Origin of the sequence: Clostridium omnivorum, assembly GCF_026012015.1 — a bacterium.
In the GTDB taxonomy this organism is placed as follows: domain Bacteria; phylum Bacillota; class Clostridia; order Clostridiales; family Clostridiaceae; genus Clostridium_AX; species Clostridium_AX omnivorum.
Map to the genome: position 1 here is coordinate 550751 of NZ_BRXR01000001.1, position 14166 is coordinate 564916.

The 14166-nt window shown below is 31.9% G+C and carries 14 protein-coding genes and 1 other annotated feature; all 14 genes read right to left on the reverse strand.

Annotated elements, in window-relative coordinates; translation table 11 throughout:
- Positions 1-128 precede the first annotated feature (128 nt).
- Positions 129-1808, reverse strand: coding sequence for a M3 family oligoendopeptidase (locus bsdE14_RS02505; RefSeq protein ID WP_264848361.1), 1680 nt, complete (start codon positions 1806-1808; stop codon positions 129-131).
- Positions 1809-1933: 125 nt separating this feature from the next.
- Positions 1934-2122, reverse strand: a complete 189-nt coding sequence (locus bsdE14_RS02510; protein ID WP_264848362.1) for a hypothetical protein — start codon at positions 2120-2122, stop codon at positions 1934-1936.
- Between the two features lie 36 nt (positions 2123-2158).
- The gene (locus bsdE14_RS02515) at positions 2159-2638 is read right to left on the reverse strand and encodes a hypothetical protein (RefSeq protein WP_264848363.1); all 480 of its coding nucleotides are present in this window, start codon (positions 2636-2638) and stop codon (positions 2159-2161) included.
- Positions 2635-2844 (reverse strand): helix-turn-helix transcriptional regulator, encoded by a 210-nt coding sequence (locus bsdE14_RS02520; RefSeq protein WP_264852207.1) that lies wholly within the window; start codon positions 2842-2844, stop codon positions 2635-2637. Before bsdE14_RS02520 ends, bsdE14_RS02515 begins: the two co-directional genes overlap by 4 nt.
- Before the next feature lie 155 nt (positions 2845-2999).
- Complete coding sequence (locus bsdE14_RS02525; protein ID WP_264848364.1) at positions 3000-4118, reverse strand: Ger(x)C family spore germination protein; 1119 nt, start codon at positions 4116-4118, stop codon at positions 3000-3002.
- A 1-nt stretch (position 4119) separates the two neighbouring features.
- Positions 4120-5199, reverse strand: coding sequence for a GerAB/ArcD/ProY family transporter (locus tag bsdE14_RS02530; protein WP_264848365.1), 1080 nt, complete (start codon positions 5197-5199; stop codon positions 4120-4122).
- Positions 5192-6655: a spore germination protein gene (locus bsdE14_RS02535; RefSeq protein ID WP_264848366.1), complete on the reverse strand. Its 1464-nt coding sequence runs from the start codon at positions 6653-6655 to the stop codon at positions 5192-5194. The genes bsdE14_RS02530 and bsdE14_RS02535 overlap by 8 nt, the downstream gene beginning before the upstream one ends.
- 185 nt (positions 6656-6840) lie before the next feature.
- The gene (locus tag bsdE14_RS02540) at positions 6841-7575 is read right to left on the reverse strand and encodes a class I SAM-dependent methyltransferase (protein WP_264848367.1); all 735 of its coding nucleotides are present in this window, start codon (positions 7573-7575) and stop codon (positions 6841-6843) included.
- Positions 7576-7612: 37 nt separating this feature from the next.
- Complete coding sequence (locus bsdE14_RS02545) at positions 7613-8158, reverse strand: GNAT family N-acetyltransferase (RefSeq protein WP_264848368.1); 546 nt, start codon at positions 8156-8158, stop codon at positions 7613-7615.
- Positions 8159-8188: 30 nt separating this feature from the next.
- Positions 8189-8812 (reverse strand): DUF47 domain-containing protein, encoded by a 624-nt coding sequence (locus bsdE14_RS02550; protein ID WP_264848369.1) that lies wholly within the window; start codon positions 8810-8812, stop codon positions 8189-8191.
- Between the two features lie 21 nt (positions 8813-8833).
- Complete coding sequence (locus bsdE14_RS02555; protein WP_264848370.1) at positions 8834-9886, reverse strand: inorganic phosphate transporter; 1053 nt, start codon at positions 9884-9886, stop codon at positions 8834-8836.
- Positions 9887-10042: 156 nt separating this feature from the next.
- Positions 10043-11929 (reverse strand): ribosomal protection-like ABC-F family protein, encoded by a 1887-nt coding sequence (gene abc-f / locus bsdE14_RS02560; RefSeq protein WP_264848372.1) that lies wholly within the window; start codon positions 11927-11929, stop codon positions 10043-10045.
- 263 nt (positions 11930-12192) lie between these two features.
- Positions 12193-12318: a hypothetical protein gene (locus tag bsdE14_RS02565; RefSeq protein WP_264848373.1), complete on the reverse strand. Its 126-nt coding sequence runs from the start codon at positions 12316-12318 to the stop codon at positions 12193-12195.
- Between the two features lie 88 nt (positions 12319-12406).
- Positions 12407-13612, reverse strand: coding sequence for a tyrosine--tRNA ligase (gene tyrS / locus bsdE14_RS02570; protein ID WP_264848374.1), 1206 nt, complete (start codon positions 13610-13612; stop codon positions 12407-12409).
- Between the two features lie 193 nt (positions 13613-13805).
- Positions 13806-14067 (reverse strand) — a binding site (T-box leader).
- Between the last annotated feature and the right edge of the window lie 99 nt (positions 14068-14166).

Below are 14166 nucleotides of genomic sequence, written 5' to 3' on the forward strand. Positions count from 1 at the left end.
GCTGAATTATACCGTTTTGTTTCTATTTAGCATACATGTTAAGAAAAAAATAATTCCGGCAGACTTATTATCCTGCCGGAATTTCTTTGTAATCTTACTTTTCAAGCTATGCATTTGATGTCGCAATTCTATAATTTAATCTTCTCTACAAGCTCCTCCATAAATCCATCTTCAAAAGGACTTCTAAGACCAACATTATGGAGCATATTAGGGAAATAATCTTTTGCTGATTGCAGACAAAATGCATAATACTTTTGCCAAGCCCCCTGATAGTTTTCATCCATTAGAGCCTTAAACTGAAGTGCACATGTCTGTGCAAGGCAATAATCAATGTAATAGAAGGGCCAGTTATATACATGCTTCTGCATCTGCCAAGTACGCCCATCACCATAAAAGGCATCATATTTAAAAGCAAGATGGGGCTTATATTCTTTTTCTAGTTGCTTCCACACATCTCTTCTTTGTGCAGGACTTAGCTCTGGCTTCGTGTATACTATTTCCTGGAACTCATCAATCATGCATCCGTATGGTATAAATGCAATAGCATCTTCTAGATGCATTTCTCTGTAATCATCAGCTCTTTCTCCGAAGAATAAATCCATCCATCTTTCTGTAAAAAACTCCATTGACATTGAGTGAACTTCAGCAGTTTCACTGGTTATGTTGTTGTGCTCTACTATTTCATCATTTCTTGTTACAAATCCTTGGAATGCATGACCACATTCATGGGTTATAACATCCACATCTCCACTTGTGCCGTTAAAATTAGCAAATATGATTGGTGCTTTATAGAGTTGAAGCATATCCATATAGCCGCCTGTAGTTTTATTAGGTCTTCCTAATACATCGAATAGCTCATGCTTTAACATAAAGTCAAAAAATTCTTTTGTTTCGGGAGACAATTCACTATACATTTTTTTGCCTGCAGCAAAAATATCATCTGCAGTTCCAACAGGAATAGGATTTCCTTCAGCAAAATAAACATTTTCATCAACATAATCAAGCTTTTCTAAACCAAGACGTTTTCTTCTCTCTTCATGCATTCTAGACGCAAACGGAACAAAATACTTCTTAACTTGATTTCTAAAGTTAGCTACATCATTTTTGTCGTATGAATTACGTCCCATAATATAATAACCTAGTTCAACATAATTATCATATTTCATTGACTTAGCCTGTGCATTACGATTTGCTACAAGCTTATCAAAAATTTCGTCTAATTCATCAGCAATGGTAAGCAGCTTTTCACTTCTAATCTTTGATGCTTCAATTCTTGTTTTCCTATCCTTTGAGTGTATATATTTTCCTAATAATGAAAGATTCAGTGTTTCTCCCTTGAATTCAACTTTAGTTTGTGCAATTAATTTATTGTATCTTGATGTAAGCGCATTTTCTTCCTGCTTAAGAGAAATAAGTACATCATTAAACGCTTTAAGTTGAATCTCTATATCCTTAAAGGTAACTTGTCCTATTTTGCTCTCAAGATAAGTTCTGTATTTAGAATTATAAAGCATCTTTTGATACTTCACTTCAAAGCTCTGAATTTTAGGAGATATTTCATCGTAATACTCCTGCTCAGCTTCATAAAATTCATTTGAAACATCACCATCATGTCTCATTCCAGCTAAAATCATTGCAGTTCTAACTTTTGCCATTAACGCATAGTATTTTTTATGTGCCAAAAATTGTTCTTCCCCATCTTTTGCATCATTAAATTCTTTTGCTATTTGTGATGCTTCATTTTCAAAAGCTTCAATTGTTATTCTTTCGTATGGTAGTCCTGATAATATAAAATTCTCATTTTGCATCGTTATGACACCCCCTAATATTTATTATATATTCCATTATATAACTTTTAAAGTTTTTTCTTAAAATATTTATAATAAAAAAGCCCACCTAGCTAGTGGACTACAAAATTTTATTATTTCACATATTATTTCGACAATAATCGATTAAATAGTGACTTTTTATAATTTCTTAATCTAGATAAATCATGCCTTTCGGAGTATACTCCAATAAGAATTAAAGCAATTCCCAAACCAGCAAATAGACCTTTTATAAATTCCGGGAATAGCTTAAACTCATTTGAAAATAAGAAAATACTATTAAATAACAATCCCAAACATATATAATTATTAAGTTTTTTCATTTTATTTTCTCACATTCTTTTACTATAATACTTAAATGCAAACATATAAGATAGAATAAATACGAAGATTATACATATAAGTACCTGAAATAATACCTGATTAAACAGGCCGCCAATTAATGCAGCCGCATACGTTACTACAAGCATCACATAGGCTGATGTTCTAATTGACTTGTTTCCTATTTCTTGAATTCTCTCATCTGTATTACTGAGCCTACTTTCCTTTAATTTATTCTCATCATTAAGTAGCATTCTATTTTTAATCCATAGGATTACTCCTGCTACAAAAAGACCTGCTCCAACCCCAGAATATACTCCAAGCATATGCTCATTAATGGATGTTTTTAAATAGGCTTTTGTGCCAAAACCAACTATCATTGTAATAATTCCTATAATTATAAGAGCTACCATAGCTTTCATACGATTCCTTATAACTTTCCTGTATTCCTCATTATTTCTTGCATTACATCCACAAAAAATCCCTCTCATAAATTTTCATCCTCCTGATCAAAAATAAATACTTCTTCAATAGATACCTCAAAGAACTGCGCAATTTTGTGTGCCAATATTAAGGATGCATTATATCTTCCATTCTCTAAAGATATAATTGTTTGCCTTGTGACATTCACTGCATCTGCAAGCTCATTTTGAGTTATCTTCCTTGCTTTTCTTAACTCCTGTATTCTAGTCTGCAATTTATCACAACCTCTCATTAAGTATAGTTTGCTTTACATTTAAAGTATAGTACGCTTTACACTAAATGTCAAGCACACTATACTTTCTATTTCTAAAAAATAAGATGTATGCTAATTTCAGTTAACATACATCTTTATCTATTTAACCTTAATAATTATCGTATTACACCATGATTGCTTATATTAACATTAACTTTAACGTTAAAAACTACATCCTTATAAGCATTTTCCCAATTAATCTTTTCCCAATAGTTATTATGCTTAGCCCTTATAATATCACCTATTCCTATAGGATCACTACCTACTTCTTGTGTATACTTTAAAACTTTTTCACATAAGTCTTTTATTTCTGCTGAAATAACTCCCTCTACATATTGCTCAAAATCACTATCGTACATTTCATTCCATTTAAATTCTGCAATAGCGGCATTTAAATTTAATGATATATTAACTACAGGTTTATTATCCAATATATTTACAGAAAGCTTACGCTTTACTTTATTAATACTTATAGCGCATCCTTTCTTATTATTCTCTTGTTCCTTCTCTGTGAGTCTTTTAGAAATAAAAATGGTACCTTTCATTTTTCCCATCATAGCTAATAAGAAAGGGGTTTCTTTTGTATCAATTTTTCCTACTAGTTTATCACCTGAAAACAATGCAGTTCCAGTAACTTCAACACCCTTTCCTTTATCGGTCTGAAGTTTTATTATTGGTATAATAGGGTCTATACCTGGTGAAAAATACTGTGTGCTAAATTGAAACATTCTTGTCTCAGGTACATAGGATGACTTAATGTTGCTCCTAATCAAATCATGGATATAAAATGCAGGGACAGGTTTATCTCCATATCCTTGCAAGACTTGAAACATTTCCTTAGGACTTCCCTCAGTTATTAAAACAAATGCAGTTGGAGGATCAGTAGAGTCACGTTCAATTACTTCAAACAAGTTATTAATCCCTTTTTTCGCCAGAGAATCATCTATTAAAAATTGCTGTATTTTCCCTCCTTCAACCACCTTGGCTGATGTTTTTCTAGCTTTTTCTCTGAATTCTCTAAGCATGGCTCCATTTGAATAAATTAATTCAGTCCTCTCTTTCGCGGTCATATCAACTACAGGAAGAGTAAAGGATATTAACATATCATTGGTATTGTATGTTTCAAAACCTACCTGCAGTACAAACCCAGACTTTTCGTATATCTTTTGATCCCAGCAACCAGTTAAATTTATAGACATTATTATAATAAGCAAAAAAATTATTGTTTTTTTCACTCTATATTTTCACCTTCTTTCTGAAGATAGATATGAAAAAGGTGATAACAATAATAAATACTACTATCATTCCAATACTTCCTGAATATTCTGTGTAAGCATAAGTTGACTCAAAGTTTTTAGGTATTCTACTTATTATTATTTCTACTACGACCACAATAAACAATAATGGATTTCTTTTTTTTACTTTAAACAGCATTGAAATACTATAATAAGATGAAAATAGATATGCACGCACAGTGGAAGCCATAGTTGGAAACCAAAATAAAATGTATAGTGTATCCAACCTTTCAATAACAGGTACCTCTATTGCCTGCTCCATATTATAAACAGGAAATACAAGCATACTTAACTTTGTTTCTCCAAACACCATTATTGAAACAATTACTGATACAGCGTAATATATTGTTGTAAAAATTAAAGATATAACCATATACTTAGGAGCATTTGCTTTATCTTTAATATTAGGATATATAAATGCTATTAATTCAAATCCAAGAAATGAATATGAACTCATTTTAATTCCTTGGATTATTGGCATGAAGCCTGCCTTTCCAACTGGCAGCAAATAAGTATATCTTGTATATTTAAGAACTAACAATAAAGTTATAATTAAAATAAAATAAGAAAAAAGCAGCATAACAGCAAATCTGCAAATAACCTTTAATCCCTTTGAAATACCATATATTGTGGATAACAAAATTAGAAGAGTAATAACTATAGGCGGTGTAAGCTTAAGTATAATAATATTTACAGCTTCCTCAAAAACTCTCAAGGTTATGCCTGTTATAAATAATAAATATAATATAAAACCTAAGTTGAGGATAGCACCTAAAATTTTCCCATAAATAATATTATTTATTTCAAAAATTGACTTATTTGAGTAACCTTTTAATAAGTACGTAATAAATAAACCTTCAACTAGGCATATACCACCTGCACCAATCACTGAAATCCAGCCATCATGACCTACCTTCTGAGCTAGAATAGAAGGTAAAGTTAAAATACCTATACCTATTTGCGCAGACACTATGAAACCCATTAGCTGTACAGATGTAATTTCATGTCTAGGATTATTCACCTTCACCACTTCTCCTTTTTCCAATAGGTTGTGCTGTATTAGGTCTTCTTTTCATAAACTTCAATGGAAATCTTATTATTGTATCCTTAATGTCTCTGATTTTTAATGGCATTATTGGTGCAAAATATGGCTGACCTAAAGATTCCAAGGATAATAAATGCATTAAAAGCAAAGAAAAACAGGTAATCATTCCAACAATTCCAAATAGAGAAGCCATAAGTAAAATAAAGATTCTTAATACTGTTATTGCCATGCCAAAATCATAGTTTGGAGTAACATAAGATGCAATGGCCATTATTCCAACTACAATGATAAATAAATTACTTACAATGCCTGCTGATACCGCTGCCTGACCAATTATAATACCTCCAACAACACCAATAGTAGCACCTATGTATGTAGGCAGCCTTATTGAAGCTTCCCGGAGCATTTGAACTGTAAATTCCATCATAAGTGCTTCGGCTACAGGAGGAAATGCAACAGTTGCCCGTGATTTTCCCAATTGTACTAATATATCAGTTGGAATTAAATAATATTGAAAAGCTGTTATTGAAATATATAAGCCAGGTAATGTTAAGGTAGTTATCACACTAAGAAATCTGACAAATCTTATCATTGTACTTGGTATCCAATTACTGCTGTAATCATCAGAGGCATCAAAAAAGGAAAAAAAAGAAATAGGTGCTATTAGCGCATATGGGGTACCATCTAATAGAACTACAACTTTTCCCTCTAATAGAGCTGCTACAGATTTATCTATCCTTTCAGTAGCTACATATTGAGGAAATACTGAGGGTTTTGAATCTGTTATTAGCTGTTCAATATAACCTATAGATAGCAATCCATCAATTTTTATATTATTAATTTTGTTATAAAGGTTGTTTACTATTTTGGGATTAGCTATTCCCTCAATATAAGCTATAGCTAAACTTTGATTTGTTACATTTCCTAAAACTATAGATTTATATTTAAATTTACTGCTTCTAATTTTGATTCTTAGTAGTGAAATATTTGTGTTTAATGACTCAATAAATCCATCATGAGAACCACGTACATTTTTTTCCCCTTCTGGCTCGCTTATGGCTCTTTTTTCTACGTTCATTAAATCACATACAACTGCAAAATTAACTTCATCAATTAAAAAAACTATTTTTCCTTCCAGCACCGAAGTTACAACGGAATCAATATCATAGCATAATGAATTGTTTAGTGTAGGAAGATATTCTACTATACTTATGTCTGATAATAAAGAATAGTCCATCATCATAAGTGGCCTTATAAAATCCCTCTGAAGCAAATCGGAATTCATAAATTCCTTAATAAATATAAAACATCCTTTTCTCATTTCTTTTAACGCCACTTGCTTTTGTATTATATCTGGACAATCAGTAAAATAAGAATTTAAAGCTTTTAAGTTGTTTTCTAATCTTAAATCCAAGCTAATGCCTTTCTTCAAATGTGCGTCACATCCCTTTACAGCATATATGTTTTTCAATGTAAATATTTTGACCTGTGATTATTATAGTCAAGTCAATGTTTAATTATGTAAATAAAAGCTGGGCATGCAATTTTACCGGGACTATTTAATAAAAAAAGCGAATAGACATTTAATTCTATCCGCAAACTTGTATTCCATTAAAATTAACTTTTTCTGCATATAAACATTACTTCAGTTGCACCAAAAATTCCTATATTGTATAGTTTATTTCTCAGCTTTTCCAAAGTATCTAAATATCCTAGTCGCTGTTTTAAATCACTTATTTTATTTATTTTTGCTTCCAAGGCCTTAAAACATTGATCTAGAATTTCCTTTTCTTCTTCTAGGTTTTCACTGTTTTCTTGTTCTTCATGAGTATTATACTGAAACATATCAACTTTTTCTAGGTTGAGATTCCCTACTAGTTTGACTAGTTCCTGTAAGGTAAAGGTCTTATTATGACATCTTCCAAATAAAGTATCTAGTTCACCTTGAAGATGGTGAACTGCAACATGTGAAAGCTGCTTCTCAGATTGATTATCTGATATCATTTCATTAATTATAATAATTCCGTTTTGCTTCACCACCCTTTTAATTTCATGTAGTACTTTTTCTTTATTAGGTAGATGATGAAGAGTGTTAGAAATAGAAATTACATCCACACTGTTATCTTCAAATTCTATATTCTCGCCAGACATACGCATAAATTCAATTCTGTTATCTCTATTTTTTTCTATAGCCTTATCTACAGTTCCCTGCTCTGTATCTATTCCAATTATACTACTATATCCAGGTAAACTTTCTTTCAGTACTTCAATAAAATCTCCGAGGCCTGTACCAACATCTAAAACCTTTAAATTCTTAGATTCTCCGCTTAATATATTTTTTAATTTATCCATGCTTTCCCCTCTTAAAATATAATCTTTATATACCTTTTTACTCTATTACATCCTCGACTTTTATTCTCCATATCATGTGGTCAGAACCTTCTGCCCAGTAATCTTTTAAATGGTACTCTGGCTTCCCAAACTTTTTAGTCCATATCTTTTGTGCACTTTTATAACCACTATCAAAGCAAAACTCTTTTATTCCGTTTTTTTTCATTTCAATGAATATAAGATTAAGCATCCTACTTCCGATACCTTGCTTTTGATAGTCAGGGTGCACAAACACAGTTCCTATTTCAGGGATATCCTTTAACTCTCCATTTGTACATGAATGGATTAAATCATTTGAAGGCCCATACTCAATTGATCCAACTATCTTATCGCCTTCTTTAGCGATTAGAAAAAATCTATTCTTCCCATTACTTTCTATATCTTGATTTAAGCATCTTCTCTTATCCTTAAATTCTTCTAGCATTGTATCAACTAAATCTAAAATATCATTTTTTCTAAATGTATCTCTAAGTACAATTTGGAAAAAATCATTAATTAATTCAGTATCCTCAATTCTAGGTCTGCTAATTTCTATATTAGTCATATAATATAACCCCTTACTATTAGATTGCCATTAAGAATTTTTCATAACAATATTTTCAATATCATTTGCTACGTCTTCACAGCTGTCACAACACTTTTCTAATAGATGGTATATTTCTTTATAAACCATTAAATCTATTGGATCTTTTGTATTTTTGAAAAGACTTCGCATACTGCTTATATAAAGCTGGTCTCCATCTTCCTCTAAACGGTTCACTTCTATGATTGCATCATGAAGAGTTTTTGACTTTTTAAAATTCTCAAATTCCTTTAATGCTGAATTTAACGAATTACAGCATTTTATAATCAATTCAGTAAATTTAAATATCTCTGGTCTAATAGCTTGTACATCATACATCTCTATAACTATTAAAACATCTTCTATTGAATCTATTACAGTATCTATATTATCAGCTAGGCTTATTATATCTTCTCTTTCTATTGGAGGTAAGAATTCTTTCACCAATCTATTCATTATTTCATGTCTTTCATCATCGGCAGAATGTTCAATTGAATGCATTTCTTTTACTTTTGCTTCTATAGTATCTACATTAAAATCTTTTAATGTAGAATTCAAAAATTCAGCAGCTTTTACTGAAAAATTTGATAACTCAACGAATGCCTTAAAATAACTAAAATCTTTATTATTCTTCATTTTTAATTTTCCTTTCCCTCATTAGAATACTTTAACAAATAAGTAGGCCATTAAAAATCCAACAATACCACACCCTGGGAATGTTAATACCCAAGCTAAAACCATTTCTTTTACTATACCCCAATTAACAGCAGAAAGTCTTTTTGAAGCTCCAACCCCCATAATTGCAGTTGTTTTAGTATGTGTAGTACTTACAGGAATTCCGAATATAGAAGAAACTAATAAACAAAATGCCCCAGCTAAATCTGCTGAAAACCCTTGATAGGTTTCTAGTTTAACCATATCCATTCCTACTGTTTTAATAATACGGTAACCTCCAATAGAAGTACCAAATGCCATCACTAAGGAACAAAGCACCATAAGCCATATTGGAATTGTAAAATTAGTTACGTTAGTTTGTCCATTTGCAAGGAAAATTCCAAGCATAAATACACCCATAAACTTTTGTCCATCTTGTGCTCCATGCATAAAGGCCATTGCTGCACCACCAGCAACTTGAGCATACTGAAAGAAGGGTCTGCTCTTCCTCTTATCTATACGTTTAAAGATAACCTGTATTATACGAACTACAATAAATCCAAAACATAGACCCATAATAGTTGACATAAGCAGTCCATAAATTACTTTTATCCATTCATGTCCATTGATTCCTGAAATACCTCCTTGTAATGCTATTGCAGCTCCAGAAATTCCTGCAATCAATGCATGGCTCTCGCTGGTAGGAATACCAAACCACCAAGCTGCTGTAGCCCACAGCACTATACCAAACAAAGCAGCACACAGAGCAATTATTGGGTCTTTAGAATTCCCCCCAAAATCGACCATATTAAATATGGTTTGTGCAACTGTTGCATTTAGCATAGTCATAACCAATACCCCAAGGAAATTAAAAATAGTAGCCATTATTATGGCTTTTTTAGCACTAATAGCTCTTGTAGAAACACAAGTTGCAATTGCATTAGGAGCATCAGTCCAGCCATTAACTAATATAACACCCATGGTTAGTATTACTGTTATTAGTAATGCGGGGTTTGTAATTAGCTGATGTAAAAAACTATTTAAAGTAATGCTCATTTTAACCATCCACTTTCTTACTATTTTGTTATTAAAAACAGTCCTAAGAAAATCTTAACACTAGCTTTACATAATATCAATTATCTTAATATTTTTTAACTTATACTTAACATTACATCTTTTACTATGCCTACTACATTCACTATGCAAATTCCATTAATATATGTTCATCCATTGTTCCATTACTTCATCTAGTTTTGATTGGATACTTTGTTTTTCTTCGAAACACTTTTGAATAAGTATATAGTCCGTGCCCTGTGAGTTCATTTTTAAATCTAGCTTTGCTATTTCTTCCTCAAATTCTGCTATCTGTTCCTCTAGCTTTAATCTAAGCTTTTCCTTTTTCTTTTCTTCATCCTCAACTTTAATTCTATGAGGCTTTTCTTTTTTTGCTTTATTCTTTTGAACTTCGCTTTCTTTTAATGAAGCCAGTTTCTTCTCACGGTAATATTCATAATTACCAAGATATTTCACCAAGTTTTTATTTTCTAAGCAGACTATATAGCTGCATAGTCTATTAATAAAATATCTATCGTGAGAAATAAATAGTATTGTTCCCTCAAAATCTAGAAGAGTTTCTTCTAAGGTTTCTATAGAATCAATATCTAAATGATTTGTTGGCTCATCTAAAATTAATAAGTTTACATCCTCAAATAGTAATTTGCTTAGCTTTAAGCGGCTTTTCTCTCCTCCAGATAGAGATTTTACCTTCTTAAATACACTCTCACTAAAAAATAGATATTTAGCTAGGTATTCCCTCGCCTTTCCTTCAGATATAGTTATTCCATCTCTAAAACACTCCAGCACTGTTGCTTCTTCATTCTCAAAGGTAATCTGTTGAGGAAGATAGGCTGCTCTCACATTTGCTCCAAACAGTGCCTCTCCTGTATCAGCACTTTCCTCGCCTAAAAGAATTTTAAGCAATGTAGATTTACCACTTCCATTGGCTCCAATTAAGGCAGCTCTCTCTCCATACCTTATAAGCAATTCTCCATTTTTAATTAAACATTTTTTATCAAAAGACTTTACTAAGTTTATTATTTTAACAGCTTCTTCACCGGAACGCTGAGTTTGATTTACGGTTAGTTTCATGTTTTGCTTTTCCAGCATAGGCTTATCTATCTTCTCCATCTTGTCTAATCTCTTCTGCATACTAGCAGCTCTTCTAAAAAATTTATTATTATCCGCTCTTATGGCCCAGTCTCTCAAATCTTTGATTGCTTTTTCCATTGCTTTTATTTTCTTTTGTTGATCTTGAAAGGCTTCAAATTGAAGCATAAGATTTTGATCCTTAGTTTTAACAAAAGAGCTGTAGTTGCCTATATAAGTCTCACTTTCCATATCTTCAACTTCTACTATTTTTGTAACTACTCTATCTAAAAAATACCTGTCATGTGATACTACAAGTACCATTCCATTGTACTGCTTCAAATATTCCTCTAACCATTCCACTGCATCCACATCTAAATGGTTTGTTGGTTCGTCTAATATAAGCAGCCCTGGGCTTTCCAGCAGCATCCTTCCAAGCACAACTGAGGTTTTTTCTCCACCGCTAAGTATATTAAAATGCTGGTTTATTAAAGCTTCACTGAATTTAAGCCCGATACACACCTTACTAAGTTTTTCTTCTCTATCATAGCCTCCCATAATTTCATAGTGCTGCTGTAGCTCGCTATATTGCTTTAGTGCTCTATCTAGCTCATTTGCTGTTAGACTTTTCATTATTAATTCCAAGTCTTTCATCTGCTTTTCAATTACTTTTACCTTTTCAAAAGCAGAATTCAATACATCATTTACAGTGTAACTGTCAGGATAGCTTGGTATCTGTGCTAGATAACCTACAACACAACCTTTTTTTATCATAACACTTCCACTGTCCGGCTTTTCAATACCTGCTATGAGCTTTAAAATTGTGCTTTTCCCACTGCCATTTCTACCTACAAGCCCAACCTTTTCAGAGGTTTGAACCTCAAAAGTAATGTTTTTTAATACCTGCGTAGCACCAAAATATTTTGCTACTCCATTTAACGCTAATTCTATCATTTTATGTATCCTCCCTTGAATAAGGGTAAGGTATGCTGCCCGAATTGTTATTATGTAGCTACATATATTTTTTAATGCAAATTAGAATTTATCTAAAGTTAACAAAGCTTTGTACAAATTGTATTAAGATAAATAACTATTAATTTTGCTAAATAAAAACCGGGCAAGCAATTTTACCCGGACTATTTCTAAGAAAATATAAAAAATCCAGGCAAGCCACCTCACCCGGATTATATTTTTAATTAAATCTGGTTAAAGATGATTTACTTGCTTAAATATAGATTATATGCATTTTTGGACGCACTTCTCCCGTGACCAAAATTATCTGCTGAAATTTTGTTAGAAGTTGGCATTATCTTGTGCATAATATCTACTAAGCAACCGTTCATCTTTAATCCTCCTTTTTAGTATTTACATATTTAGTATGATAAATAAATTATAATGGAAAAGGAGATTAAAATCAACCAAAATTTGTATTTATGCATCAAAAATTATCCTTACTATTTTTTTCTTACCTACTTGAATAACATCTCTGTGTTTAAGCTTGACTTCATTTATGTCAATTGTTTTTTCTCCATTTATTTTAATTCCACCTTGAGCTGCAAGTCTTTTAACTTCACTATTTGAAGAAAGAAGTTTCGCCCCTACTATCACATCTATTAGCTTTGCTTCATTTTGTGCTTTTATTTCAGGTATATCTTCTGGTATTATATTCTTTTGAAATAGACTCTTAAAGTACTCTTCTGCATCTATGGCCGCTTCTTTCCCATTGTAAAGAATTGTTATCTCCTTTGCTAATTGCATTTTTATGTCTCTTGGGTTTACCTTATTATCTTCTAAGTCCTTCTTTATAACATTTATCTCATCTGGATGCATATCAGTTGTAAGATCAAAATATTTTCCTATGAGTTCATCCGGAATTTGCATAGCTTTAACATACATTTCCCTAGCACCCTCATTAATGCTGATGTAGTTTCCTAGACTCTTGCTCATTTTTTCTTTACCGTCTAATCCCTCTAGTAAAGGCATAAATAGAGCCACTTGACTTTCCTCACCATAATCCTTTTGTAAGGTTCTTCCCATAAGTATGTTAAACCTTTGGTCTGTACCTCCAAGCTCTATATCTGCATTAATTGATACTGAATCATATGCTTGCATTAAAGGATAGAAAAATTCATGAATTCCAATACTTAAATTTTGATTAAACCTATTCTTGAAATCTTCCCTTTCCAGCATTCTTGCTACAGTATATTTTGATGCCAGCTCAATAACCTCTTTGAAATTAAGCTTAGCAAGCCATTCACTATTGAATCTTACTTCAGTTTTACTAATATCTAGTATCTTAAATATTTGTCTCTCATAGGTTTTTGCATTTTCAAGAACCTGTTCCCTAGTTAGCTGTTTTCTTGTTTTTGATTTTCCGGTAGGATCACCTATTGCACCTGTAAAATCACCAATGATTATTACAGCCTTATGACCTAAATCCTGAAGCTGTTTTATTTTTCTTAGTACCACAGCATGCCCTAGATGTATGTCTGGAGCTGTAGGATCAAGTCCCAGTTTAATTATAAGTGGTCTATTTTCTTTTATAGAATAAGTAAGTTTTTTCTCCAAATCTTCTTGGTTAATTAACTCAGCAGCGCCTTTTGTAATAATTTTAATCTGTTCTTCTACACTTTTCATTTTTTTCTCCTTTCACTCGAAACACTGGGTAACTTATTCGTGCCGATTCCCATCGGCAAGTTACCCGTAAAAGTCCATAATTCTTATTTGCACCACACTATAGCCCAAAGGATAAATACACAACATAAAATAAGTGATTTAATTTGGCATGAATATTATTGAAACAAATAAAAAAACCCCCGTCCTTTATTATCTAAAGGACGAGAGTATAATCCCGTGTTACCACCTTAATTTATCAGTATCTCTCAATACCAACCTCTTCAAGTACAATGCATATGCATGATACTCTATCGCTATAACGTGCGAAGGGAAACGTCAGCAGCCTACTACCTTAATTAAGGATTTGGTGTGATGCTCAGAGATGTATTCAGATAACAGTTCTTTGCTTCTTTCCACCTGCCAGAAGCTCTCTGTGAAAGACCTTGTATCCTACTCTTTCTCATCAGTGCATTTTATTATCCATTTTTATTTATTATACTAATTCTTATAGATTAATGCAACCCTTAATATAAGCTGCTTGTGATTTTTTCCAATTAGGTGCAGTAATATATTGT

Coding starts and splice junctions, on each gene's coding strand:
- bsdE14_RS02505 (WP_264848361.1), bottom strand. CDS start 1,808: ATGCAAAATGAGAATTTTATATTATCAGGACTACCATACGAAAGAATA.
- abc-f (WP_264848372.1), bottom strand. CDS start 11,929: ATGATAGAATTAGCGTTAAATGGAGTAGCAAAATATTTTGGTGCTACG.
- tyrS (WP_264848374.1), bottom strand. CDS start 13,612: ATGAAAAGTGTAGAAGAACAGATTAAAATTATTACAAAAGGCGCTGCT.
- bsdE14_RS02515 (WP_264848363.1), bottom strand. CDS start 2,638: ATGAGAGGGATTTTTTGTGGATGTAATGCAAGAAATAATGAGGAATAC.
- bsdE14_RS02545 (WP_264848368.1), bottom strand. CDS start 8,158: ATGACTAATATAGAAATTAGCAGACCTAGAATTGAGGATACTGAATTA.
- bsdE14_RS02555 (WP_264848370.1), bottom strand. CDS start 9,886: ATGAGCATTACTTTAAATAGTTTTTTACATCAGCTAATTACAAACCCC.
- bsdE14_RS02565 (WP_264848373.1), bottom strand. CDS start 12,318: ATGAACGGTTGCTTAGTAGATATTATGCACAAGATAATGCCAACTTCT.
- bsdE14_RS02540 (WP_264848367.1), bottom strand. CDS start 7,575: ATGGATAAATTAAAAAATATATTAAGCGGAGAATCTAAGAATTTAAAG.
- bsdE14_RS02550 (WP_264848369.1), bottom strand. CDS start 8,812: ATGAAGAATAATAAAGATTTTAGTTATTTTAAGGCATTCGTTGAGTTA.